Origin of the sequence: Clostridium manihotivorum, from assembly GCF_004015185.1 — a bacterium.
Taxonomy (GTDB): Bacteria; Bacillota; Clostridia; order Clostridiales; family Clostridiaceae; genus Clostridium_AR; species Clostridium_AR manihotivorum.
Genome location: NZ_CP025746.1, coordinates 4,454,174 through 4,481,120, shown reverse-complemented (window position 1 = coordinate 4,481,120; position 26,947 = coordinate 4,454,174). Strand labels below are relative to the sequence as shown.

The following is a 26,947-nucleotide window of genomic DNA, read 5'->3' as shown; positions in this document are numbered from 1 at the left end:
ATAGTTGAAGTTGGAAGCCTAAAATTGTGATTAATCACACTTTTAATTTATAAGATTATTGAGTAAATTAACACATATTTATATAAATATTGACATAAATAAAACATTATCTTATAATTTGCCTATATGATTAATATCGGTGTGATGATAAGAATAAGTAGATTATTTATGGCTATAAAGAGAAGAAGTGGTTGGTGAAAACTTCCTAGCATAGTAGTTGAAAGCTATCTTTGAGCACTTTTCTTAAGTGATGTATTTTAGCAAGTACATAATTAGGGTGGTACCGCGGAAGTATAGCTTTCGTCCCTTGCTAGGGATGGGGGCTTTTTTTATTCTTAAGCATATTATACCTCATATAAAGTTGAGGATAAGAATGCATAGGAAGCTTAAATACAGTTGTAGGCGTAAGAATAAAAAAATGTGTGCAAAGAAATGGAGGAAATAAACATGAAGTACATGGGAGCAAATGAATTAAGAGATGCTTATTTAAAGTTTTTTGAAAGTAAAGGACATCTAGTGATGCCTTCATTTTCATTAGTACCAAAGAATGACAAGAGTTTATTATTAATAAATGCTGGTATGGCACCGTTAAAGCCATATTTTACTGGGGTTGAAGAACCTCCAAGAAAAAGAGTGGCTACTTGCCAAAAGTGTATTAGAACTGGTGATATAGAGAACGTAGGAAAGACTTCTAGACATGGTACTTTCTTTGAGATGTTAGGAAACTTTTCTTTCGGAGATTATTTTAAGAATGAGATAATTCCATGGGCTTGGGAGTTCATAACTGAAACACTTTCAATTCCAAAGGATAAACTATATGTTACTATATATTTAGAAGATGATGAAGCTTTTGATATATGGACTTCAAAAACAGATGTAGACCCAAGCAGAATATTTAGACTTGGTAAGGATGACAACTTCTGGGAAATAGGTGTAGGACCATGTGGGCCTTGTACAGAAATTCACTTTGACAGAGGCGATGGAAAAATAACTACTGTTGAGGAATTTGTAAAGGCTGCTGATGAAGATAGAGTAGTAGAATTCTGGAATCTAGTATTTACTCAATTTGATAAAGATGAGGAAGGAAACTATAATAGATTAGCTAATCCAAACATAGATACAGGAATGGGTCTTGAAAGAATAACTACAATTATGCAAGGTGTAGAGAATATTTTCGAGATTGACACAGTAAAGAATATATTAGGAACAGTTAGTAAGATAGCTGGTGTTGAATATAAAACAGATGCAGATAAAGACGTTTCATTAAGAATTGTAACAGATCACGTAAAAGGCGTAACTATGCTTATATGTGATGGCGTTCAACCTTCAAATGAAGGAAGAGGATATGTTTTAAGAAGACTTCTAAGAAGAGCTGCAAGACATGGTAGACTTCTAGGAATTAAAGAGCTTTTCTTAACTAAAATAGTAGATTCAGTTATTGAAAACTATGGTTCAGCATATCCAGAACTTGTAGAAAAAGCAGCTTATATAAAGAAGGTTGTTTCTTTAGAAGAAGAAAGATTTAATGAGACTATAGACAGTGGTATGGATATATTAAAGTCATATATTAAAGAGTTAGAAGAGTCTAATTTAAATGTCCTTTCAGGAGAAAAAGTATTTAAGTTATATGATACTTATGGATTCCCTCTAGAATTGACAGAAGAAATATTAGAAGAAAAATCTATGAAGGTTGATCTTGAAGGCTTTAACAAAGAAATGAAAGAACAAAGAGAAAGAGCTAGAGCAGCAAGAGCAACTACAAGCTATATGGGTAGTGACGAAATTCCTGTAAACAAGATAGAAGCAACTCTAAATACAAGTTTTGATGGCTATGGAAATACAAAGCATGAAGCTACAGTGGTTATATTAGCTGACAGTGCAGAATTTAGAGAAGAGCTTTCAGAAGGCGAAGAAGGATTCCTAGTGGTTGACAATACACCATTCTATGCTGAAATGGGTGGTCAAGTAGGTGATACTGGTATAATTACAGGAGATAATTTTAAAGCTGAAGTTATAGACTGTAAGAAGAATCCAGGTGGTAAGATATATCATGTAATCAAAGTAGTTCAAGGAACTATAACAGCAAATGATATAGTTACCCTTGAAGTTGATAATATAAGAAGAAATAACATATGTAAGAATCACACTGCAACTCATATGCTTCACGAAGCTTTAAGAGAAGTTCTTGGAGAACATGTAAATCAGTCTGGTTCCTATGTTGACAGCGAAAGATTAAGATTTGACTTTACTCATTTCTCAGCATTATCTGCAGAAGAATTAGATAAGGTTGAAACTTTAGTAAATGAAAAGATCATGGAAGCTTATTCAGTTTGTACAGATATAATGACTATAGATGAGGCAAAAAATAGCGGTGCTATGGCTTTATTTGATGACAAGTACAGCGATGAAGTAAGAGTAGTTTCTATAGGTAACTTCTCAAAAGAACTTTGTGGAGGTACACATGTAAGTAATTCAGGACAAATAGGCTTGTTCAAGATAGTGAGTGAAACTGGTGTTGCAGCTGGAATAAGAAGAATAGAAGCTTTAACAGGGTTTAATGCAATAAAGCACTTTGAAAATAAAAATGAAATAATAAAAGAAGTTACGTCAACTTTAAAATGCAATGAAAAAGATATCTTAAGAAAACTTCATTCACAAACTGCAGAGCTTAAGGAAAAAGAAAAAGAAATTCAAGAACTTAAGATGAAGATGGTTCAGGGCTCAGAGGACGAGATACTAAACAGTGTTAAGGAAATCAAGGGCGTGAAGGTTATTGCATCCACAGTAGAAGGCCTTGATGGAAATGCTTTAAGAGACTTAGCAGATAAGCTAAGAGACAAGATTGGTAACGGTGTTGTTGTACTAGGAAGTGGATCAGAAGGAAAAGTTAATTTAGTAGCTATGGCAACTAGAGACTCTTTAGAAAAAGGAGTTCACTGTGGAAAGATCATTAAAGAGGTTGCTGCAATCACTGGAGGCGGTGGTGGTGGTAGACCAGACATGGCTCAAGCAGGTGGTAAAAACCCAGAAAAATTAGGGGATGCTTTAGAAAAAGTGTATGAATTAGTAGAATTGTTGGTAAAATAGTGTACATTTCCATAAATATCATTTATAATTATATTAATGATAAAACAGAATAAACAATTGTTAGTAGGTTAATACTAATTTTATATGATATTTAAATATTTTTTCATGTGAACCGGTAAGGGGGTGAAGCTGCGACTTTAAGCAGCAAACTTATGGCAAATAATTTAGATCATACAATGCAATTTGACTTTACAAAAAATAAAGAAGACTTGACAAAGGCAATTTTAAACGAGGTTTATAATTCCTTAAAGGAAAAAGGCTATAATCCTGTAAATCAACTTGTAGGATATTTAATTTCAGGAGACCCTACTTACATCACAAATTACAATGGTGCAAGGGCTTTGGTAAGAAAACTTGAAAGAGATGAAATTCTTGAAGAGGTAATAAAATCTTATCTAGAGATAAAATAAAGGGTGCCCATTTGGGTACCCTTTAATTCTTATAAGCATATTAGATCTTCTCTTAATGAAGGCATATTGATTAAAAAGGTTAGAAAAAATATTTTATCAGGACAGCGGACAAAAGGTTTAATTTAATAAGGCTATTATTTGTTTTATAGGGCAAAATAATATTTAAATAAGTATTATATAATCTAATATGTTTTAGGTTATACAAGGTACTTATAAACAGTAGCTATTGTATCGCTTTGATTTGAATAGTTAGGTAGTTATATCAGTTTAAAGTAAAATATTTATTTATAATAAAGCTTGGTAAATAGTTAGTGAAATTATAAACTTATTTATAAAGAGTATAAATGTGGTATATTTATCAAAGCAAATAAACTACTTTAAATTTACTGTAAAAGTAAATAACTTTACGAACCTAGGAAGCTTTACGTTGATAGCTTTCTTAAGATAGTTATTTATGATATGGTGAAAGTACGATTGAAGTTTAAAAATAGGACTATATCAGAGTAACAGTTGTGTTTTTATATTATTCTCCCTAATAAATAAATTTTATTTACACAATATATAGATAAGTAAAGAATATAAACTGGTAGTTTTGCAATCTTAAATTTAAGTATTGAGAATTCTGGTTGTTGATTTCAGAATTTTCACAGTTGTTTATAAAGATGAACTAGCTGCATATGAAACATGTTTTAAAAACTATCATGTAGCCTGGCAGTTAGTGCATCTATATGATTAATTAAATAAAACCCTGTAGGAGATTAGAATGCGTATAATTGGATTGGATTTAGGACAAAAAACTATTGGGGTGGCAGTTTCAGATCCGTTAGGATTTACTGCACAAGGTATTACAACCATTAAGAGAAAAAGCTTCAAGTATGATCTTGAAGAAGTTAAAAAAATCTTTGATGAGTACAATGCAGATCTCATCGTTATAGGACTACCTAAAAATATGAATGGAACAATAGGTCCTTCAGGTGAAATGGCTCAGGATTTTGGTAAAAGGCTTGTTGAGTTATTTAATCCAAAAATAGAATTTTGGGATGAAAGACTTACTACTGTTGCGGCTCATCGTGCAATGCTAGAAGCGGATTTATCGAGAAGTAAGAGAAAAAAGATAGTTGATAAAGTTGCGGCTACCTATATACTTCAAGGGTTTCTTGATAGATTGGCAAGCAATAATTGACTTTCATTATCAATGAAAACAAAATATAATTAAAAGGGAGTGTTTTTAATGGATAACAATATTGATACAATAGTGTTGCTGGATGAAGATGGAGTTGAAACTGAGTTTGAGGTTATAACAAAGCTTGATATTGAGGAAAATGAATATGTAATCGTAGCACCTGTAGATGGGTCAGAAGACGATGCGATTGCATTAAAAATTGTAACAGATGAAGAGGGAAATGATGCTCTAGTAACTGTGGAAGATGAGGAAGAATTTGCAATGGTTGCTGAAGCATATGAAACTCTTTTTGCTGATGACTTAAATTAATAAAGAGAGGTTTTAGCATGTCACAGGTATCATCAAAAGATTATAATCAATTAAAAGAAGATTTGAAAAAAAAAGGTTACAAATTGACTCCTCAAAGAAGAGCAATTGTGGACACTATTTTAATAAATAAAGGCAAGCATCTTACAGCAGAGGAAATTTACGATGAAGTAAAGGTAAGCTGTCCAGAGATAGGCTTGGCTACTGTATATAGAACTATTTTACTTTTAGAAGAAATGGGCATAATATACAGACTTGACCTAAATGATGGTAGTGCAAGATACGAAATGGCTCATGATGATGAGCATCATAGGCATCACCATTTAGTTTGTAACAACTGTGGCAAAGTTATAGAGGTTGAAGCAGATTTACTTGATGATTTGGAACACTTAATTGAGAATAAACATAGCTTCAAAATAATGGATCACAGTGTAAAATTCTATGGCTTATGTAGCGAATGTGTTGAAAAAGACATATAGAGCTTTATAAATAAAAATAAAATAAAATAAATCTAAAGGAGGGGAAGTATGAAACGTGAAAAACTAAAGGCGAAAATCATTCCTTTAGGTGGCACTAATGAAATTGGAAAAAACATGACTGCCATTGAATTTAAAGATGATATAATCGTCATAGACAGCGGATTAAAGTTTCCTGAAGAAGACATGTTTGGTATAGATATCGTAATTCCAGACATAACGTATTTGATAAAGAATAAAGAGAAGGTTAAGGGTATATTCCTAACCCATGGACATGAAGACCATATTGGTGCGTTACCGTACGTGCTTAAGCAGCTTAATGTGCCTATATATGGAACGAAATTAACCCTTGGAATAGTTGAAAGCAAGCTGAAAGAACATGGCCTTCTTAGTACTACAGAACGTATTATAGTTAAGCCTAAGGATGTTGTTAAGTTAGATTCTGTTTCAGTGGAGTTTATAAAAACTAATCACAGTATAGCGGATTCGGTAGCTATAGCAATTCATACTCCAATGGGAGTAATACTTCATACTGGTGATTTTAAAATTGACTATACTCCAATTGACGGAGAAGTAATTGATTTAGCTAGATTTGCAGAACTCGGCAAAAAAGGTGTACTTGCGATGATGGCTGATAGTACTAATGTTGAGAGACCAGGTTATACAATGTCTGAAAGCGTAGTAGGAGATAACTTTTTAAAGATGTTCTCTAAAGCTAAAGGGAGAATACTAGTTGCTACCTTCGCTTCAAATATACACAGAATCCAGCAAATAATCACTGCAGCACAAGAGTATGATAGAAAAGTTGCAGTATCAGGCAGAAGTATGGAAAATATAGTTCAAGTAGCAATAGAACTAGGATATTTGCAGATTGATAAGGAAGTATTAATAAGTTTAGATAATATAAATAAGTACCCTAATGATAAACTTGTTATAATAACTACTGGAAGCCAAGGCGAGCCAATGTCTGCACTAGCAAGAATGGCATCATCAGAGCATAAGAAGATTAATATAATAGAAGGGGACTTAGTTGTTATATCAGCTACTCCTATACCTGGTAATGAAAAGTTTGTATCAAGAATAGTTAACCAGCTATTTAAGAAGGGTGCAGAAGTAATATATGAGTCTGCAGCAGGAGTCCATGTGTCTGGTCATGCTTGTCAAGAAGAATTAAAGCTTATGCATACATTAGCAAAACCAAGATTCTTTATTCCTGTACATGGAGAATACAGACATCTTAAACAACATGGAGAGTTAGCTGTAAGACTTGGATTGCCACCTAAAAACTTTTTGATTCCTGAAAATGGTGACGTTATAGAAATTACTAGAGATAGTGTAAGAAAGAACGGTACAGTAATTTCAGGAAATGTATTTGTTGATGGTTTAGGTGTTGGTGATGTAGGAAACATTGTTCTTAGAGATAGAAAGCATTTATCTCAAGATGGTATACTAACAGTTGTGGTTACTATCGAAAAAGAAAGCGGTAATGTAATTGCTGGACCAGATATAATATCAAGAGGATTTGTCTATGTTAGAGAATCAGAAGATCTTATGGATCAAGCAAAGGAAATAGTAAAGTCAGTGCTTAGACAATGTGAAGAAAATAAAATCTCTGACTGGGCTACTATGAAGTCAAGCATGAAGAACGAGTTAAGAATGTTCTTATATGAAAAGACTAAGAGAAAGCCTATGATATTACCGATAATAATGGAAATATAATTCTGGGGGAGAAATTATGACTAATATATATGATAAAGCACATGAGTTTGCAGATGTGTTGAAAGATATTCCTGAAGTAGTAGCTTACAGGGAATCTTCAAAAAAAATATCTGAAAACCCAGAACTAAAGAAAATGGTTGCTGATTTTAGAAAGATTCAAATAGAAGCTTATAATGAACAAATGCAAACTGGCACTATAAGCGATGCAACCAAAGAAAAAATGCAGAAAGTTGGCGGAGTAGTAATGATAAATCCTACTGTAGCTGCATACCTTCAAAGTGAAGCTCAATTTGCAGTTATTTGGGAAGATTTGTTAAAAATATTAAATGAAGCAATTGGTGTGGATATAATTGCACCTAATTCCTAGTATTATAGTTGACTTTTTTGCTAAGTAAGATTAGAATTAACTTGTTGAAATTGGATACAACGGTATCCAATTTTATTTTGTGGTTAAACATAATGGAGGATGAATATGGAATTAATAACAAGAAATGATATAAGAAATATAGCAATAATTGCTCACGTTGACCATGGTAAGACTACTTTGGTTGATGCGCTATTAAGACAAAGTAATATATTCAGAGTAAATGAAAAAGTAGAAGAGAGAGTTATGGACTCCAATGACCTAGAAAAAGAAAGAGGAATAACTATACTTTCAAAAAATACTGCAGTTACATACAATGACATAAAGATTAATATTATAGATACTCCAGGACATGCTGACTTCGGTGGAGAAGTAGAAAGAGTTCTGAAGATGGTTGATAGCGTTCTTTTAGTAGTTGACTCTTATGAAGGACCTATGCCTCAGACTAAATTCGTTCTTAAAAAAGCTTTAGAGCTTGGTTTAAATCCTATAGTTGTAATAAATAAGATTGATAAACCAAATGCAAGACCAACAGAAGTTATAGACGAAGTTTTTGAACTGTTCTTAGAACTTGGAGCAAATGATAGACAACTTGATTTTCCAATAGTATATGCTTCTGCTAGAGAAGGAATTGCAAAGCTTGATGTTGAAGATGAAAGTTCAAATATGGAACCATTGTTCAATACAATCATTGAGCATGTAGAACCACCTAAGGGTTACTTAGATGCTCCTTTCCAGATGCTTGTAACTACAATAGACACAAGTGAATATGTAGGTAAGATTGTAATTGGTAAGGTTGTTCGTGGTACTGTAAACAAGAACCAAAATGTTGCTGTTGTAAGAAAAGATGGATCAACTTCAAACTATAAGGTTTCAAGTCTTTATACATACAATGGATTAAAGAGAGAAGAAGCAAATGAAGCTTCACTTGGAGATATAATTGCAATAAGTGGTATATTAGAAGCAAATATTGGAGAAACTATAGCAGATGCACAAAATCCAGAAGCATTACCATTTGTAGACATAGACGAGCCTACTTTAAACATGAACTTTATGGTAAATGATTCTCCATTTGCAGGACGTGAAGGAGATTTCGTTACTTCAAGACATTTAAGAGACAGACTTCTTAGAGAACTAGAAACTAACGTAAGTTTAAAGATTAAAGAACTTTCACCAGATTGTTTCGAAGTTAGTGGTAGAGGAGAATTACATCTTTCAATTCTTATAGAAACTATGAGAAGAGAAGGGTATGAATTCCAAGTTTCTAAGCCAAATGTTATATTTAAAGAAGAAAATGGTAAGAAGCTTGAACCAATAGAATACTTAACAATAGATGTTCCAGAAGAATTTATGGGACCAGTAATGGAAAAACTAGGACCTAGAAAAGCTGAGATGGTAAACATGACTTCTGCAGTAAATGGATATACAAGACTAGAATTCAAGGTTCCAGCTAGAGGACTTATAGGTTTCAGAAGTGAATTCATGACTGATACTAAGGGTAATGGTATAATGAACCATGTATTTGATGGATATGAACAATATAAGGGCGAAATACCAGGAAGAAGCAGAGGATCACTTGTTGCATTTGAAGCTGGTGACGCTATTGCTTATGGATTGTTCAATGCTCAAGAAAGAGGTACTTTATTCATAGAGCCAGGTACTGAGGTTTATTCAGGAATGGTTTGTGGAGTATGTTCTAGAGCAGAAGATATAGAAGTTAATGTTTGTAAGAAGAAACATCAGTCAAATACTAGAGCTTCAGGTTCAGATGATTCTTTAAGACTTGTTCCAGCTAAATTAATGTCCTTAGAAGAATGTTTAGAATTTATTAATCCTGACGAATTAGTAGAAGTTACACCTAAGAACATTAGAATGAGAAAGAGATTATTAGATTCTAATGAGAGAAAGAGAGCTGCAAGAAAATAATTTATTTACTTGTATAAAAATAGTATAATTTAGTAAATAGCCTTTTTGGCTATTTACTTTTGTATATAAAGGGGTTTTAATATTTATAGATCAAACTTAAATTATACTTGTTTGACAATTAAGCAGCACTGTTGTTGTGGGAAAAGTATAGTTTAATAATTGATTTTTGTGAACTTATATATAAATATAATATACATATAGAAAAAAATAGGGGGACTTTATGAGAAACTTTAAAAAGCCTTTAATTTTTATTTCTTCCTTTATAGTTATAGCTCTTATCGTTGCTACTTTTGTGTATATAAAATATTTAAGAGCTATCAATGCTCCGCTTCAAGGAAAGGGCAGTACTGTAACTGTTGTGGTAAAGCAAGGGGAAAGCCTTTACGACGTATTTGAAAGTCTTGATAAAGAAAACTCACTTAAGAGTTTATTTGCAACAAAGTACTACATAAAGAAAAATAAAATTGGTGGAGACATTCAACCTGGTACATATGAAATATTGATCGGAACTTCCTTAGATAAAATTATAAATTTGCTAAGAGAAGGTGGACATAACATAAAGTTGACGATCCCAGAAGGATTAAACGTAGAAGAAATCGCGGCAAGGGTTGAAAAAACAGGCTTAACCACTAAAGATGAATTTTTGGCGGAGTTGAAGAAGTATCCTTTACCTGATTTCGTAAAAGAAAATAAAGATAAGAGATATCAGTTAGAAGGTTTTTTATTTCCAGATACATACTTCTTTAAGAAAACTGACAAATCTGAGGATATAATATTAACTATGCTTATAAGATTCCAACAGGTGATGAATCAAATTAAAAAAGAAACCAACATTTCTTTTGATGATAGTCAGTACGAGGATATTATAAATAAGGCATCAATGATAGAGAAGGAAGCTAGGGTGGATTCTGATAGACCTTTAATTGCATCTGTTATTGAAAATAGACTGAAGATAAATAAAAAACTTGAGATTGATTCAACAGTATTATATGCAATAGGTCAACATAAGGATGTTGTGACTTATAAGGATTTAGAAGTTAAATCACCATATAATACCTATCAAATTAAGGGGCTACCAGTGGGGCCAATTTGTAATCCAGGTGAAAAATCAATAGTAGCAGCTGTAAAACCTGAAGAGACTAAATTTTTATACTATATTCTTCAAAAAAATAATGAGCATTATTTTACTGCTGATTACAATGATTTCTTAAAAATGAAAAAACAATTAGGATATTAAGTATTATCCAAAGCTATTGGAGGAAAATATGAGTGGAATTACACATGACTACATGGAGGAATATCTTAGAGGTCTCATTGGAGACAGAGAAGATGAACTATATGAGTTAGAGAAATATGCAGAAGAAAATGCTGTTCCTATAGTACAGAAAGAAGCTGGAAAGTTCTTAGAATTTATGGTTTCTATGAAGAAGCCTAAAAAAATATTAGAACTTGGTACAGCTATAGGTTATTCTGCTATTCTCATGAGTAAAGCTGCCAATGGAAATGCAGATATAACATCCATTGAACGTGACGAAAATATGGTATCTATTGCAGAGAATAATATTTCAAAGTATAATTTTAATGATAAAATTAAGGTCATCCAAGGTGATTGTTTAGAAATATTAGAAAAATTAGATGGCAAATTTGATTTGATTTTTATGGATGCAGGTAAAGGGCATTACAATCATTTTTTACCACACTGCCTAAGACTTTTAGCTGAGGAAGGAATAATTATTTCTGATAATGTTCTTTTTAGAGGTATGGTTGCTACAAATGATTTGGTTAAGAGAAGAAAGATAACTATAGTTAAGAGAATGAGAGATTATCTTGAGACAATATCTAAGGATAAAGATTTAATCACTACTATTATTCCTATGGGGGATGGAATAGCTGTGACAAAGAGGAGGTAATTTTAATGAGAAAACCAGAGATACTAGCTCCTGCAGGAAGTCTAGAAAAGTTAAAAACAGCTATTGATTTTGGGGCGGATGCTGTATATATAGGTGGAAGTAAGCTTAATTTGAGAGCTTTTGCTGATAATTTCACTAACGAAGAAATAAGTGAAGGTGTAAAGTATGCCCATGAAAGAGGAAAGAAAGTATATGTAACTATGAACGTGTTTCCTCACAACGGAGATTTAGTTGGGGTAGAAGATTATTTAAGAAATCTACAGGATTTAGGTATTGATGCTATTATAGTTGCTGACTTAGCCATATTCTCTATAGCTAGAGAGGTAGTTCCAGACATGGAAATACATATAAGTACTCAGGCTAACAATGTTAACTGGAGGTCTGCAAAGTTCTGGTATGATCAAGGTGCTAAAAGAGTGGTTCTAGCAAGAGAATTATCCATGCAAGAAATAGAAAGCATAACCTCAAAAATACCAGAAGATTGTGATATCGAGGCCTTTGTTCATGGATCAATGTGTATGTCTTATTCAGGAAGATGCTTAATTTCAAATTACATGACAGGTAGAGATTCTAATAGAGGAGCTTGCGCTCAGCCATGTAGATATAAATATTATTTGGTTGAAGAAAAGAGACCAGGAGAATACTTCCCTGTATTTGAAGATGAAAAAGGTACTTATATAATGAACTCTAAGGATTTATGTATGATAGAACATATTCCAGAGCTTGTAAAGAGCGGTATTTACTCCTTTAAAATAGAAGGAAGAATGAAGAGTTCTTATTATGTAGCTGCTGTTGTAAAAGCATATAGACAGGCGTTAGATGCATACTGGGCAGATCCAGAAAACTATGAATTTAAGCAAGAATGGCTTGACATTGTTACTAAGGTTAGCCATAGAAGCTATCATACTGGATTCTATTTTGGAGAAAAGAATAAGCAAGTATATGATACTTCTTCTTATGTAAGGGATTATGATATAGTTGGTGTAGTTAAAGCTTATGATAAGGAAACTAAGATAGCTACTATAGAACAAAAGAACAGGGTTTTTGAAAATGATGTAGTTGAAGTGCTTAGACCAGTAGGTGATGGTTTTGAAGTATCATTACTTGATATGAAGGATGAAGCAGGCAACAAGATTGAAGTTGCTCCTAGGGCACAAATGATATTTACCATAACTTCAGAAACAGAGCTAAAAGAAAAGGATATGCTTATAAAGAGTAAGGGGGCAAACTAATGTCTAAGCCGATTTTAATTGGAATTACAGGTGGAACAGGTTCTGGTAAAAGCACAATTGCTAAAGAAATTTACAACAAATTTGATCAAACCTGTATTGCGATGATAGAGCAAGACTCGTATTATAAAGATCAAAGTTATTTATCTATGGAAGATAGACAAAAAACTAACTATGATCATCCGGATGCTTTTGATAATGATTTACTAGTGGAACATCTAAAAGATCTTATTGAAGGAAAAAGCATAGAAAAACCTAGATATGATTTTTCTATTCATAATAGAGTAACAGAGACGGTTACTGTAGACTCAAAGGATATAATAATAGTCGAGGGGATTCTTGTTCTAGAAGATAGCAGAATAAGAGATCTATTAGATATTAAAATTTATGTAGATACGGATTCAGATGTTAGAATAATACGTAGACTTCAAAGGGATATAACTGAGAGAGAGAGAACTGTAGATTCAGTTATAAACCAATATTTAAGTGTTGTTAGACCTATGCATCTTCAGTTTACTGAACCTACGAAAAGATATGCAGATTTAATAATACCAGAAGGTGGACATAATAAGGTTGCTATAGATATACTTGTAGCAAAGATAAAACAAATTTTACTTAAATAAAAATATTATTGAATAAAACACCCCCCTAATGGCTAGAATTCAGCAGAGGGGTGTTTTTATGTTAAGTAAAAAAAGATTTATTGTAGTAGTAGATATTGTAATAGTTGCCTTTATAGTTTTAGTATTTAGACTTTTTTATGTAGGAAGCAAGTATAATCCTAGTGCTGTAGAAAATGATTATAATCATAATGTACAAGTTGATAGCACTTCCGATAGCAAATTCAATCTTCTTGATGAAAATAGTAAGAACTTACTTTCCTATAATAAAAAATATGTTGTAGTTATTGATGCAATGGTATTTAAGTTAAATAGTACTGAAAATAACCTTAGAAATCTTTTAGCCTTAAGTTATATTATGAAAAATGAAGTTAAGAATTTCTCTTATAAAGATATATTAAAGACTACTGGAAAGATATATTACACAGTAAGTGAAGATAGTTATAATAAAGTGAAAGAATTAAAATCAATGAAGGGTCTATATTGGTATACAACCTCCAGTGTAGATAGAACTGAGGCTTGGAAGATAGAGAATATAATATCAGATTTAAATAAAACTGATAGCAAACAGTTAAAGGATTCAGGTACTTTAGAGCATTTGATATATGATTATACCAAAAATAATAAGGTTCCATCTGTATATAATTTACTCAATAGTAATGGTATATATTCCTTAAAGAACTATGATGCACCAAGCACAAATGTAAATGTTAAACTCACCTTGAATAAGGATTGGCAGGATTCCATAAGAAAAGTTCTAAATAGTGATAAATATAAGGATGTGCCTAATATTGGTATAGCGCTTATAGAAGCTAAAACCGGAAAGGTTAAAGCTCTGGCTCAGAAAGATGAGTCTCAGCCTAATATTACTATAGGTATTCAAAATCAAAGTTTTGAACCAGGGTCTACTTTTAAAATCATAACCGAGGAATCTGGATATACTTACGGAGATCTAAAAAAAGATGATACTTTCTTATGTGATGGAAGATACTGCTTTAAAGAGGGGAAGAACTATCCTCATGGATTACTTACAGCCCATGATGCATTTTTAGAGTCTTGTAATACTGTTTTTAGAAAGATAGGTTTTAAGGTAGGCTTCATACCATTGATTGAAATGGCAAAAAAGCAAGGGTTGTTTTCCAAAGTATTAAACTTACAATATGAAGGTAAAGGAATAGAACCAAAAGAGGAAAATGGAATAGGTAATGTTTCCATGGGGCAGACCTTGAATGTAACTCCATTACAGATGGCAGCAGTAGTGGCTACAGCTGCTAATAATGGTACTTATAATAAACCATATATAGTAGATGAGTTTGTTCAAAACGATGGTACTATAGTTCAAAAATTTATGCCAGAGGGAACTCAGGTCATAAAACCAGATATAGCTAAAACTGTTTTGGCTGATATGAGAGGCGTAGTAACTGAAAATAAAGGAACAGGATCTAATGCTAGAATAGATGGAATTGAGACTGGTGGTAAGACAGGTACTGCAGAAGGTGAAAATGATAAGAATCATGGTTGGTTTGCAGGATATTTTAAACTTAATGGAAATTACTACTCATTAGTAGTTATGGTACCATATATAAATCAAAACAGCAGTATTGGAAAGAATGGTAATGCCAGTGCTGCACCAGTATTTAAGGACATAGTTTTAAGTTTAGCTAAAACTGATAAGTAGCATGTATATCGATAGTTGAGTATTCCTAGTATGTTATTTTATACAAGGAATACTTTTTTACTATATAGTAAGAATAAAAATTTTTTTTTAATCTATGATATCAAGAGTTTATAATAGCTTGTTAGAAAATACGTAAAAAAGTTGAATTTAGTCGCCTGCCAGAATTTCTTCACATACGTTCAGAAAAGGCAGATGCGCAAAAAAAAGCTCACTGAAGAAAGGCGCTTCAGTGACTTTTTTATACTATATAGTAAGAATAAAAATTTTTTTTAATCTATGATATCAAGAGTTTATAATAGCTTGTTAGAAAATACGTAAAAAAGTTGAATTTAGTCGCCTGCCAGAATTTCTTCACATACGTTCAGAAAAGGCAGATGCGCAAAAAAAAAGCTCACTGAAGAAAGGCGCTTCAGTGACTTTTTTATACTATATAGTAAGAATAAAAATTTTTTTTTAATCTATGATATCAAGAGTTTATAATAGCTTGTTAGAAAATACGTAAAAAAGTTGAATTTAGTCGCCTGCCAGAATTTCTTCACATACGTTCAGAAAAGGCAGATGCGCAAAAAAAAGCTCACTGAAGAAAGGCGCTTCAGTGAGCTTTTTTACTATTAAACATTTAATCAGGGGATAAATTATTCTTGAGTTTAATGATATAATAGATATTATAATTAGCAGGACAAGTAGTTTACTAGATTTGCCATATGTTAAGGTTTTGTTTAACAGAGGACTGATAGCATTGGCCTCAATAAATCCATTAAAGGAGAGATAATTATGTACAATGTTGATATAAATTGCGATATGGGAGAAAGTTTTGGCGCTTATAAGCTTGGAAATGATAAGGAAATTATTAAGTTTATTTCTTCTGCCAATATTGCTTGTGGCTTTCATGCTGGTGATCCATCTATAATGAGAAAAACAGTAGAAATGGCTCTTGAAAATAATGTAGCTATAGGTGCTCATCCAGGTTTTCAAGACTTATCAGGTTTTGGAAGAAGAAATATAATTATTTCTCCGGAAGAAGTTTACGATTTAATGGTTTATCAAATAGGAGCATTATATGGATTTGTAAAAGCCGAAGGAGGAAGAATGAATCACGTTAAGCCACATGGAGCATTATATAACATGGCTGCTAAGGATAGGGCTTTAGCTGAATCTATAGCTAAAGCAGTATATGACGTGGATTCGGAGCTTATACTATTTGGATTATCTGGTAGTGAGATGATAAAAGCAGGTCAAACCGTAGGGATTAGAACTGCCAGTGAAGTTTTTGCTGATAGAACTTATCAAAACGATGGTTCACTAACTCCAAGAAGTAACCCTAAGGCTCTAATTTCTTCAGATAAAAATGCTATAAAGCAGGTTATAAAAATGATAACTGAAGGTAAAGTTGCATCACTTCAAGGTGAAGAAATATCAATTGAGGCCCATACGGTTTGCATTCATGGAGATGGAGAAAAAGCTTTGATATTTGCAAAGGAAATTAACGAGGCTTTATCTATGTCAGGCGTACAGGTTAAAAGTCTAAGATAATAGGAGAAAATATTTTATGAGAAGAGAGTATATTGATTTTTCTACAGGAATACCGGTAAATGTAGAACTTGCCACTGTAGAGGAATACCCCCTTCATTGGCATAACTATATAGAAGTTTTATATGTACTTAAAGGAAGTATATCAGTAAATATAAATGCAGGAACTTATGAACTAGTAGAAAATGAAGTTGAGATTGTAAATGTTGATGAAGCTCACCGTATATTTTCAAAGGATAAAGATAATAGGGTTTTAATTTTTCATATAGATCCTTATTTTTTTGAAAAATATTATAATGATATTAAAAACATGTTCTTCTACACAAACTCTAGTGAAGAAGGCGCACAAGAAAGTGAGGAGTATGATGAACTTAGAACCTTCTTGAGTATACTGCTTTGTGAATTAGTTCAAAAAAGTGATAACTATGATGAAGAGATAGAAAATACATTGGTAGAACTTTTATATCATCTAATTAATAATTTCCACTACCTTATGCATGAGCAAGAAGAGCTAAGAGAGAATGACGAGCAATTGGATAGATATCATAGAATTTCAAAGTATATCTATAACAATTATATAAATTTCAATAATAAAAATTCATAGTAGAATATTACCAAATATATAAATCGCAAATAAGTGCAAAATAATTACAATAATATTTAAAAGGTTGTGATTTATATGGATAATATTTATTCAAATAATACATTAGAATTAAATGAAAAAATTAATGAATTAAAGTCAATTATGAAGGAAACTAAAAATGTACGAATGTATAAAAGATACCTAGTAATATTAAGGCACTTGGAAGGTGCTTCAAATGTTGATATTGCTAAAATGGTTTCTTTAGATCAACATACAGTCGGAGACTACATTAAAAACTACAAAGCTAAAGGATTGCTAGGCTTAGTAATGAAGCATAGTACAGGAGCTCCCAGAAAATTGAGTAAAGACCAAGAAGCCATGATAGTTGAAATTGTAACAAATAAAACTCCTGACGAAGTCGGGTTTGAATCTAGAAAAACTGGACTATTGAAATAATTAGGCAGTGGGTGATTAAAACATTTTGTATAACCATGAGTCACAGGGGAATCCATGAAATTTTGCATAGATTAAATCTAAGCTATACAAGACCAACCTACGTACTAAAAAAAGCTGATAAAGAAAAGCAAGAAGAATTTAAGGTAACTTTTGAAGACCTAAAAAAACTAATTAATGGGGAGCTAGCGCATCTTCTGTTCGAAGATGAATCCATGATAAGAGACTATCAAGCTATACAGAAAACTTGGTTTAAGAAAGGTCAGCGACGTAAAATCCCAACCTACGGTAAAAATGCTGGAGTAAAATTAATAGGGATATTGGATTATGGTACAGGAAAAGTATATTGTGAAGAGCATGAGAGGTATGATGCAGTTGTATTTGAAAGATTCTTAAAGTGTATACTAGAACAATACCCTACGGGTAAAATCGTAATGATACTAGATAATGCAAGAATACATCATGCAAAACTACTTGAGCCCTTTTTATATGAGAATAAAAATAGATTAGAGTTAGTATTTTTACCACCATATAGTCCAGAACTTAATTTGATAGAGGGGTTATGGGGGTGGCTTAAGTCAAGAATAATTAATAATGCATTCTATCCTACCTTATCTAGGGTAAGCGAAGCAGTGCAAAGGTTTATTACACATATAAATAAAACCCCTACAGAAATCATAGACAGGCTATGCATTAAAATGTAGAAGTTTTATTGAAATATATATACAATAATAATATAACTCTTCAAGATATAGCTGATAAGGAGTTTTTAAGTACCCATTATTTATCCCATGAAATAAAGTACTCTACTGGTTATAGCTTTACTGAATTAATAAATCTTACAAGGGTTGAGGAGTCTGTGAAGCTTCTTTTGGATAGTGATAAGACAATATCCGAAATATCAGAAGAAGTTGGTTTTTCTCATACTAGGTATTATAATAAAAACTTTAAATTGTATTATAAAACTACACCATTAAATTATCGAAAGAAGTATAAAGCCGATGAGGAGACCTTAGATAAGCATAAAAAAATAAAATATCATGATTTGAAAGATGCAATAGAATACGTTATGTATTACCTTGAAGATTATGATAGATTCAACTATGAAGATAAAATTAACAAAATTAATATAGATGTAAGTGAAGAAATTGGTGAGTTCGAGAAGGACTTTAAGAATGTAATAAATGTAGGAAATGCCTTTGAGCTCCTTTTAGAAGATAATAAGGATATTTTTGAAGAGATACAATATGAGATAGGATTTAAATATGCAAGATTGCAAAATATATTTTCTGCTGATATGGGTATTTTCCCAAAAGCAAAATTCTATAACTGGAGTAGAACTGTATCAGTGTTAGAATATTTAGATGGTATAGGTGTTAGACCGTTAATAGTGCTTGATGATAAGGAAGTCACAAAAGAGGAGTTTTTAGATGGGTTACACTCCTTCTTAGATTTTTTCTCAAAGTTTGAAGGTTTAAACCTTCAAGACTTTGCTTTTCAATTCGTCTCAAGTACCTTAATAGAGAACCTAGAAGAAGCTGAAAAAATATTGGTTGAAGAGTTTGAACTAGAGGTTATAAAAGAGCTATATAACGATGAAATGAGCGTTGACCCAATATATGATACGTCCTATATGCTCCCTTTCATAATACAAAATCAATTAAATAACAATAGTAAACAAAATAGTTTAAGAGCTTTTGATGTGTTGGATAGTCAACCTCACTTAACTAATGAGGTATTCTTTGGATATCCAGGAATGGTAAATGATAAAGGTATACGAAAGGCTTCCTTCTATTCCTACTATCTTCTTAACAAGCTTGGAGATACTATTGTGGCTAAGGATAATGGATATATAGTAACAAAAAAGGAAGGAGAGTATCAAATCCTATTATATAGTTATAACGAAGAGATATCTAACCTTATTCAATTAAAAAGATACTCAAAGCTTAGAGGACTAAAGAATTCAACGGAAAAGAAGTTTTCTTTAAACCTTATGAAGATACCTTCTGCAACTAGAATAACTTCTTATTTGATAGATGAAGAGGTTGGATCTTCATATAACTACTGGCTAGACATGGGAAAGCCGGTTAGACTTAATAAAGAAGAGAAGGAGATACTTTTAAAGACATCTTTTCCTCAAATTGAGTTTAAATTCGCTAAGAAAAGTGCAGTTTTAAATCTACAGGCTAAGCTTCAAGGTTATGGAGCTATACTAATAATGATAAAAGAAGTACAAAAACACCTTAAGTAAGGTGTTTTTGTGCTTTTCCTAGATAAAGTTCATTTTGTTATAAAACCTTAAATGTACCTTTAACCAAGCAGTTAAGTGAGTTAAAAAATCCCTGTAAATGGCTTATAATCTAAGTATAAAGAAAAAGAGGTGAGTCCATTGGGATAAATGAAAAGATCTATAATGACGGAAAAGTAAGTAAGGTGCTATTAAAGTTTGCACTTCCAGCGATTATTTCGCTACTAGTATTAGAGCTATATAATATGGTTGATACAGTGTTTGTTGGAAGATATGTTGGAGCTGATGCCATAGGTGGTTTAACCATAGCCTTTCCTATACAGAGACTTATGATAGCTATAGGCATGTTAATAGCTATAGGAGCTTCTACTTCAGTATCTAGAGGTTTAGGAGAAAAGAACCTTGAACACTTAAGACAAACAATAATAAATGCTATAGTTTTAACTACCGTATCTTTGACATTAGTTATACTAATAGTATTCCTATTTAAATCCTCCATAATAAATGCACTAGGTGCTAGCAGCAATACCTTTTCCTCAGCAGATCAATATATATCAATAATACTAATTGGCGGAATCTTTCAATGCCTTTCTACAGTGCTATGCTATATCATGAATGCTCTCGGAAATACGAGAATATCTCTATATTCTAACATTCTAGGTTCTTTAATCAATATAGCAATAAATTATCTTTTAGTAGTTTTACTAAACTATGGAGTAAAAGGAGCTGCTATAGCTACTGTTATATCTCAAATAGTTGCATTTGCTTTTACTTTATATAAATTTAGAAGTGTTAAAGAAAATTTTAAAATAGATTTTTCCTTTAAATATATAAAAAATTCTATAACAAAAGAAGTGATATTGAGCATAGTGACTATAGGTTTCTCCACATTTATAATAGAAATATCTGATGCAGTGGTATCAGTAATTTTAAACAATCTTCTGGTATCTCATGGTGGAGATAGTGCTATTATAATTGTTGGTGTCATAACTAAAATATCAATGTTTATGTTTATTACTATAATAGGTATAAGTTCTGCTATGCAACCAATAGTAGCCTATAATTACGGAGCTGGAAACCATAAGAAAATGAAAGAGGCACTTAAAACGGCCATAATAGCGGTAATAATAGCATCCATAAGTTTCTGGATTGTCTTAATGACTATGGCAAGTTCTCTAATAGGATTCTTTTTAAAGGACGGAGAACTATTAAAACAAGCGGTAATGGCTTTTAGAATATGCATATCCATAATACCAACCATAGGCATATATTATATATGTATATATTACTATCAAGCTATAGATGAAGCTAAAAGGTCTTTCTTACTATCTATATATAGACAATTAGTTATTTTTATACCTATATCAATACTATTTGTTCAATTATTTGGTATAGTAGGAGCGTGGATTGCGTATCCTGTTTCGGATATTATATCTGCAATTACTTCAATACACTTTATAAAGAAAGCAACTTCTGAAGAGCATAAGACTGTATTTGTTCCAGCAGCTTTACTAGTAACTTTGAAAAAATAAAATATATATAAATAATGTCTCTTATTGGTTAATAAAAAATGAATAACATTATAATGATATATTATTGGTGAATAGAAAAGATGAGCAAATAAGCTTATCTTTTTTTTATGTCTAGTAAATTTGAAAATTTTTCTTAGCTGAACCTAGCTATATCAATGTCCCTTCAGCGACTTTTTTATTTAATTTCGAATTAGTATATGTATGAGATTGCCTTGGAAATTAATGGAGTATAAAGGATAGCACATATATTTTAGAACTATTTTTGAATTAATTACAATAACAAAATATTATCTTCAGTAGGAAACAAGTACATACTTTTCTCATAATATATTAATAAGCACTAATAGGAGGAGCATCTGTGTTTATTTTTAGTTATTTCATTGATGTGATTGGCAACATAGTTCTGATGTCTGGTTATATAACCGGGAATACTACATTTCCACAACCGCTAGATGAAAAAGAAGAGGAAATGTATATAGAAAAGCTAAAAAGTGGAGATTCTAATGCTAAGAACATATTGGTAGAAAGAAATTTAAGGCTTGTTGCACACATTGTAAAAAAGTACTCATTTCAAAATAAAGATTTAGATGATCTAATTTCTATTGGAACAGTGGGACTCATTAAAGCTATAGATTCTTACGATTCTTCCAAGGGAACTAGACTTGCTACTTATGCAGCACGATGCATTGAGAATGAAATCTTAATGCTTTTTAGAAATAATAAGAAAGTAAAAGGAGAGGTTTTCTTGCAAGATCCCATAGGGGTTGATAAAGAAGGAAATGAAATATGCCTCATTGATGTCTTAAGTAGTGAAAATGATTCAGTTTTAGAAACTGTTGAAAGTAATCTGCAGATTAGATCACTTTATACCAAGATGAATTCTGTACTGTCTACAAGAGAAAAGGAAATAATCGAGATGAGGTATGGTCTTATCGACGGTCATTCAAAAACCCAGAGAGAGATTGCAGGATTGTTAGGGATATCGAGGTCTTATGTTTCAAGAATTGAAAAGAAAGCCCTTAAAAAACTATTTAAGGAACTTAATAGCAAAAAGTAGACATTTGGCTAAATTCTTCTGAAATATTTAGAGGAGTTTAGCCGATTTTATCGAATTAGTAAACTTATGATGAAACTAAAGATTTCAAAATTTATATGTTTTGATTTATACACGGTTAATTTGTATAATTAAAGATATACTTATTTATAAATGACATGAGGAGGATAAGCAGTGATAACATTAAAGGAATTATTATCAAAAACAATCGAGGAAGGCGCATCTGATCTTCATCTTACAGTAGGTATACCTCCGACTATAAGAGTAAATGGCAATTTGGTTAAGATAGCTCAAAACAAATTGATGCCAAATGACACAGAAGCTTATGCAAGAGAGATATTAGAAGATAGCTTTGATAGATATGATGAAGCTGGAGAATTTGATACTTCTTATTCAATTGCAGGCCTTGGGCGTTTTAGAGTAAATGTATTTAAGCAAAGAAATAGTCATGCTCTTGCAATCAGAGTTATTGCACTAAGAATTCCTACTCTAAATGAACTTGGGCACCCAGGTCTTCTAAAAGAACTTTGTCAAAGAAAAAGAGGTTTAGTTCTGGTTACTGGTCCAACTGGAAGCGGTAAGAGTACTACATTAGCAGCTATGATAAATGAAATAAATCAAACAAGAGAAGCGCACGTAATAACTTTAGAAGATCCAATAGAATTTTTACATAAACATAATAAGTGTATTATAAATCAAAGAGAAATAGGTAAAGATAGTAAATCATATGATAATGCACTTAGAGCTATTTTAAGAGAGGATCCAGATGTAATTCTTGTAGGAGAGATGAGAGATCTTGAGACTATTGCAATAGCAATAACTGCAGCAGAAACTGGTCATCTAGTTCTTTCGACTTTACATACCATAGGAGCTGCCAAAACAATTGATAGAATAGTTGATGTTTTTCCTCCACATCAACAGCAACAAATTAGAATACAGCTTTCGGCAGTATTACAGGGAATCGTTTCTCAACAGTTAGTTCCTACAAATCAAGGTGGAAGAACTGCAGCTTTAGAGACTATGGTGACAACTCCTGCTATCCAAAATCTAATAAGAGAAGGTAAGACTCATCAGATTGAATCTTCAGTTCAAACTGGTGGTAAGTACGGAATGAAGACTATGGATATGATGCTTGCAGAATTATATAGAAAAGGTGTTATAAGTGAAGAGACTGCTTTAAGTTTTTCAGTAGATAGGGAAATGATAAGTAGGTTAATGATGATGTAATCAAAGGCAACTCTCATAGAGTTGCCTTTGATTTTATTTTTTAAGAGATTATATCTACAGTGGATAAGTATGCAGAAAAAATATGCGGATGAACGGTTTATTAATTTGCCGAGATCATAAAAGAAAATAAAAAAAATATTTTCGGAAATGATAGAGTTAGAGTCTTGTATATGTTCAGTCTAATAAGACATATAATCAAGAAATTTTATACAATAATTATGCAGTTCTTGCTCATAATTATTCGAAATGGATTCTATTAATTTTAAAATTAAATCCCTTTTCATGATAAATCCTCCTTAATATACTAAGATTTTTAATAAAAATACTTAGCCAAAGGATTCATCAAATCTGTGAAATAGAGAGCTTTTAAATCCCTTTTCACAAGCTCACAACATATTAAGACCTCCTTGCTGAATTTTCTGATAATATTATATCATATTATTGTATAAATATAAAGTTTGTCTATAGGCCGCAAAGTGCCTCTATTAGCGATTAATGGCATTATATTGTAAAAAATATATAATTTTATTAATAAATGCTCAATATAATAAATAAATGAATGAATAGGCCTTGAATTACACTTCTTAGAAGTATAATATATGTATGGAAACTAGTGGTATCATTATGGATATTAAAAATAATTAAATTTAATGAGCACATATAGTATTTAAAGTTATTTTATGCTAAAATAACTATGAACTAGGGGGGAATATTAATGGATATTATAAAAAGTTCGTTTGAAGTATTTTTAGGAATCTTTTCAAATGTAGTATTTGTATTAACAATGTATTACTTAGTGCTCTCGTTATTTGGTATTATAAGAATTAAAAAGAAAGATAATATAAAACCCCAAAAAACTTTTGCATTAGTTGTTGCAGCACACAATGAAGAAACTGTAATAGGAGATATTATACAAAGTTTAAGTGAATTAAACTATCCAAAAGAGATGTATGATGTTTTCGTAATTGCAGATAATTGTACTGATAAAACAGCAGAAAAAGTAAGAAAACTTGGGGCAAATGTATTTGAGAGATTTGACAAAGAAAAAAGAGGAAAAGGCTACGCTTTAGAGTGGATGTTTGATAATATTTTTAAGATGGAAAAGAAATATGATGCTGTAGCGGTTTTTGATGCTGATAATTTAGTATCTAAAAATTTCTTGACTGAAATGAATAGGATGTTTTTAAAAGGATATAAAGTTGTTCAAGGATTCTTAGATAGTAAAAATCCTAAAGATACTTGGATAACAGGAAGTTACTCTATTTCATTCTGGTCTTCTAACAGAATGTTTCAGCTTTCAAGAAGTAATTTAGGGCTATCAAATCAATTAGGCGGTACAGGTTTTTGTATAGAAACAGAAGCTTTAAGAACTTTAGGTTGGGGGGCAACTTGTCTTACTGAAGACTTAGAATTTACTTGTAAGCTAGTGCTAAACGGACATAAGGTTGGTTGGGCTCACGAGGCAGTGGTTTATGATGAAAAACCATTAACCTTAGCGCAGTCTTGGGCTCAAAGAAAGAGATGGATGCAAGGTTTTGCAGATGTTTCTTCAAGATATTTCTGGAAACTTGTAAAGAAAGCTATAAAGGATCGTAGTTTTATTGCCTTTGATTGTGCTTTGTATAGTATACAGCCTATAGTGATTATACTTTTAGGTGTAGCTATGATAATTAATATAGTACCTAACATACTAGATTTTTCAAGTAAAGCAATAGACTTATTCCATACTATTAATTCAGTTAATGCAAGTTTACACTCTATATTACTTACTGTGGGAGCATTGCTTTTCATATTGATTCAATTTATATACACACCATTTTTATTATTGTTAGACGGTAAGTTATCGCCAAAGATATTCTTATATTACCTTATATACCCTATATTTAGCATAACTTGGCTACCTATATGTATTCAAGGAATTGCAAATAAAAACAATAAGGAATGGTCACATACCGTTCATACAAGAAGCATAAACATAAATGATCTAGAAAAAGCAAATTAAAACTCTGCGGCTGCAGAGTTTTTTTACTATATAAGGCGCAAATTAACGGCGAAAAACCCTTGCCATAATTTACTACTATTTTTTTTTATGAGATAAAAAGGAAAATATATATTTGTGTTGAATAAATAAATAGAAACCTATACTAAGGAGGGAAGACGGAAGATAAATGCAAAGGACAATCGTAGGTATTGATATTGGAAACGATAATATAAGTGCAAGTGTTGCTAAAGTAAATGGAGATGACTTTGAGGTAATAAGCAGTATATTTGTTCCATCAAAAGGTCTATCTAAAGGTAAAGTTGTAAACTTAAATCATTTGACTGAAAGTTTAAAAGATTGTATTGATCAGATTAAAAAGGATACTAACATAGATTTTAAATCAGTTTTTGTAGGTATAAGTTCTTTTGGTACTAGGCTCGTGAGAAGTAAAGGCCTGTCTGTAATGGATTCTAGACTAAATATAATAACTCCTTCAGAGGTAAAAGAAGCATTATCCGATGCTCAAAATATAAAATTGGATACTGATGAGATTATTGTTGATGTTGTACCAGAATCTTTTTTGATAGACGATAATGTTATTGTTGAAGATCCTCTAGCGATGAAAGCATCAAAGCTACAGGTAAATTGTGCTATTGTTGTTGGTAAGAGAGAATTAATAAATAGTTACAGGAATGCATTTAGCCTTTCAGGATTAGAAATAGAGGGTGTATACATTAATAGCTTGGAACTAAGAAAGATAATTTTAAATAAGAAGACTAAAGATGAGGGAATTCTTATAGTAGACGCAGGATCAGATACAACTGAAATCACACTCTATAAAGGAAATGAGCTAAGCTATATGGTAAGTTTACCTGTAGGTGGGTATAATATTACAAAAGATATTTCTATATGCTTACAAGTTCCTGAGGATCAAGCAGAAGTAGTAAAATATAGCTTTAGTGAAAATTACAAGACTTTATATAGAGAGCATAGTATAGGAACTCTTAAAGATAATACTCTAGGTATAGATATAAAGCTATTTAAGGACGTAATTGAGTCAAGAATTGATGAAATTGTTACATTAATTTATAAAGATATAAAGGAATCAGGGTATCTGGACGAAATTAGTAATATATATATTTTTGGAAATGGACTTTCTATGTTCCAAGATGTAAAATATTTTTTTGAAGACAGGATGCGTAAAAAAACAGTTATTGTGACAAAAAATCAACTTGAATTACAAAATTCTTGTATAATTAATTCAATTGGTATTGTGAAAGATGCCTCTGATAGGTTAAAATTAATCTATGAGCATCCATTGAACAATGAAAGTAATGCAAACCAAGATGATGAAATTAATAATAAAAAAAAGAAAAGTGGACTTATTCGTAATTTTAAAAGATTAATTGACGATTTTTTCTAAAGGAGGAA

The 26,947-nt window shown here is 31.6% G+C and carries 21 protein-coding genes, 1 pseudogene and 1 other annotated feature; all 22 genes and pseudogenes read left to right on the top strand.

Annotated features, from left to right (window positions below):
* Positions 1-135: 135 nt before the first annotated feature.
* Positions 136-311, top strand: a binding site (T-box leader).
* 136 nt (positions 312-447) lie between these two features.
* The 22 genes and pseudogenes from alaS to ftsA all read left to right on the top strand — a co-directional run bounded on the left by alaS (position 448) and on the right by ftsA (position 26,939).
* Entirely contained in the window at positions 448-3,087 is a 2,640-nt protein-coding gene (alaS, locus tag C1I91_RS20140; RefSeq protein WP_128214479.1) for an alanine--tRNA ligase, read from the top strand.
* A 152-nt stretch (positions 3,088-3,239) separates the two neighbouring features.
* Positions 3,240-3,497: an IreB family regulatory phosphoprotein gene (locus C1I91_RS20135; protein WP_128214478.1), complete on the top strand. Its 258-nt coding sequence runs from the start codon at positions 3,240-3,242 to the stop codon at positions 3,495-3,497.
* Positions 3,498-4,260: 763 nt separating this feature from the next.
* On the top strand, positions 4,261-4,680 hold the full coding sequence (gene ruvX / locus C1I91_RS20130; RefSeq protein WP_128214477.1) for a Holliday junction resolvase RuvX: 420 nt from the start codon (positions 4,261-4,263) through the stop codon (positions 4,678-4,680).
* 48 nt (positions 4,681-4,728) lie between these two features.
* On the top strand, positions 4,729-4,989 hold the full coding sequence (locus tag C1I91_RS20125; RefSeq protein ID WP_128214476.1) for a DUF1292 domain-containing protein: 261 nt from the start codon (positions 4,729-4,731) through the stop codon (positions 4,987-4,989).
* A gap of 17 nt (positions 4,990-5,006) precedes the next feature.
* Positions 5,007-5,465, top strand: a complete 459-nt coding sequence (locus tag C1I91_RS20120; RefSeq protein ID WP_128214475.1) for a Fur family transcriptional regulator — start codon at positions 5,007-5,009, stop codon at positions 5,463-5,465.
* A 48-nt stretch (positions 5,466-5,513) separates the two neighbouring features.
* Complete coding sequence (locus C1I91_RS20115; protein WP_128214474.1) at positions 5,514-7,181, top strand: ribonuclease J; 1,668 nt, start codon at positions 5,514-5,516, stop codon at positions 7,179-7,181.
* A gap of 16 nt (positions 7,182-7,197) precedes the next feature.
* Positions 7,198-7,548, top strand: a complete 351-nt coding sequence (locus tag C1I91_RS20110; protein WP_128214473.1) for a YlbF family regulator — start codon at positions 7,198-7,200, stop codon at positions 7,546-7,548.
* Positions 7,549-7,653: 105 nt separating this feature from the next.
* On the top strand, positions 7,654-9,471 hold the full coding sequence (gene typA, locus C1I91_RS20105; RefSeq protein ID WP_128214472.1) for a translational GTPase TypA: 1,818 nt from the start codon (positions 7,654-7,656) through the stop codon (positions 9,469-9,471).
* Positions 9,472-9,691: 220 nt separating this feature from the next.
* Positions 9,692-10,708 carry an endolytic transglycosylase MltG gene (mltG, locus tag C1I91_RS20100; protein ID WP_128214471.1) on the top strand — a complete coding sequence of 339 codons (1,017 nt, stop codon included), beginning with the start codon at positions 9,692-9,694 and terminating at the stop codon, positions 10,706-10,708.
* A 28-nt stretch (positions 10,709-10,736) separates the two neighbouring features.
* Complete coding sequence (locus tag C1I91_RS20095; protein WP_128214470.1) at positions 10,737-11,381, top strand: O-methyltransferase; 645 nt, start codon at positions 10,737-10,739, stop codon at positions 11,379-11,381.
* Positions 11,382-11,386: 5 nt separating this feature from the next.
* Positions 11,387-12,613 (top strand): peptidase U32 family protein, encoded by a 1,227-nt coding sequence (locus tag C1I91_RS20090; protein ID WP_128214469.1) that lies wholly within the window; start codon positions 11,387-11,389, stop codon positions 12,611-12,613.
* Positions 12,613-13,233: a uridine kinase gene (udk, locus tag C1I91_RS20085; RefSeq protein WP_128214468.1), complete on the top strand. Its 621-nt coding sequence runs from the start codon at positions 12,613-12,615 to the stop codon at positions 13,231-13,233. Before C1I91_RS20090 ends, udk begins: the two co-directional genes overlap by 1 nt.
* Positions 13,234-13,291: 58 nt before the next feature.
* Positions 13,292-14,908 (top strand): penicillin-binding transpeptidase domain-containing protein, encoded by a 1,617-nt coding sequence (locus C1I91_RS20080; RefSeq protein WP_164880601.1) that lies wholly within the window; start codon positions 13,292-13,294, stop codon positions 14,906-14,908.
* A 774-nt stretch (positions 14,909-15,682) separates the two neighbouring features.
* On the top strand, positions 15,683-16,441 hold the full coding sequence (locus C1I91_RS20075; protein WP_128214466.1) for a LamB/YcsF family protein: 759 nt from the start codon (positions 15,683-15,685) through the stop codon (positions 16,439-16,441).
* Between the two features lie 16 nt (positions 16,442-16,457).
* Positions 16,458-17,036: pseudogene (locus C1I91_RS20070) on the top strand (cupin domain-containing protein); the annotation flags it as partial.
* A gap of 81 nt (positions 17,037-17,117) precedes the next feature.
* Positions 17,118-18,178, top strand: a protein-coding gene (locus C1I91_RS20065) for an IS630 family transposase (RefSeq protein ID WP_128212147.1) whose coding sequence is annotated in 2 segments (ribosomal slippage) — positions 17,118-17,457 and positions 17,457-18,178 — 1,062 coding nt in all. Because the reading frame shifts where the segments join, the coding sequence is not laid out codon by codon here.
* Between the two features lie 8 nt (positions 18,179-18,186).
* Positions 18,187-19,725 carry a helix-turn-helix domain-containing protein gene (locus C1I91_RS20060; protein ID WP_128214464.1) on the top strand — a complete coding sequence of 513 codons (1,539 nt, stop codon included), beginning with the start codon at positions 18,187-18,189 and terminating at the stop codon, positions 19,723-19,725.
* 182 nt (positions 19,726-19,907) lie between these two features.
* The gene (locus C1I91_RS20055) at positions 19,908-21,254 is read left to right on the top strand and encodes an MATE family efflux transporter (RefSeq protein WP_275051631.1); all 1,347 of its coding nucleotides are present in this window, start codon (positions 19,908-19,910) and stop codon (positions 21,252-21,254) included.
* 406 nt (positions 21,255-21,660) lie between these two features.
* The gene (gene sigK / locus C1I91_RS20050; RefSeq protein WP_420808484.1) at positions 21,661-22,311 is read left to right on the top strand and encodes an RNA polymerase sporulation sigma factor SigK; all 651 of its coding nucleotides are present in this window, start codon (positions 21,661-21,663) and stop codon (positions 22,309-22,311) included.
* 171 nt (positions 22,312-22,482) lie between these two features.
* Entirely contained in the window at positions 22,483-23,535 is a 1,053-nt protein-coding gene (locus tag C1I91_RS20045; RefSeq protein ID WP_128214461.1) for a type IV pilus twitching motility protein PilT, read from the top strand.
* A gap of 784 nt (positions 23,536-24,319) precedes the next feature.
* Complete coding sequence (locus C1I91_RS20040) at positions 24,320-25,537, top strand: glycosyltransferase family 2 protein (protein WP_420808483.1); 1,218 nt, start codon at positions 24,320-24,322, stop codon at positions 25,535-25,537.
* 166 nt (positions 25,538-25,703) lie between these two features.
* Entirely contained in the window at positions 25,704-26,939 is a 1,236-nt protein-coding gene (gene ftsA / locus C1I91_RS20035; protein WP_128214459.1) for a cell division protein FtsA, read from the top strand.
* Positions 26,940-26,947: the final 8 nt, after the last annotated feature.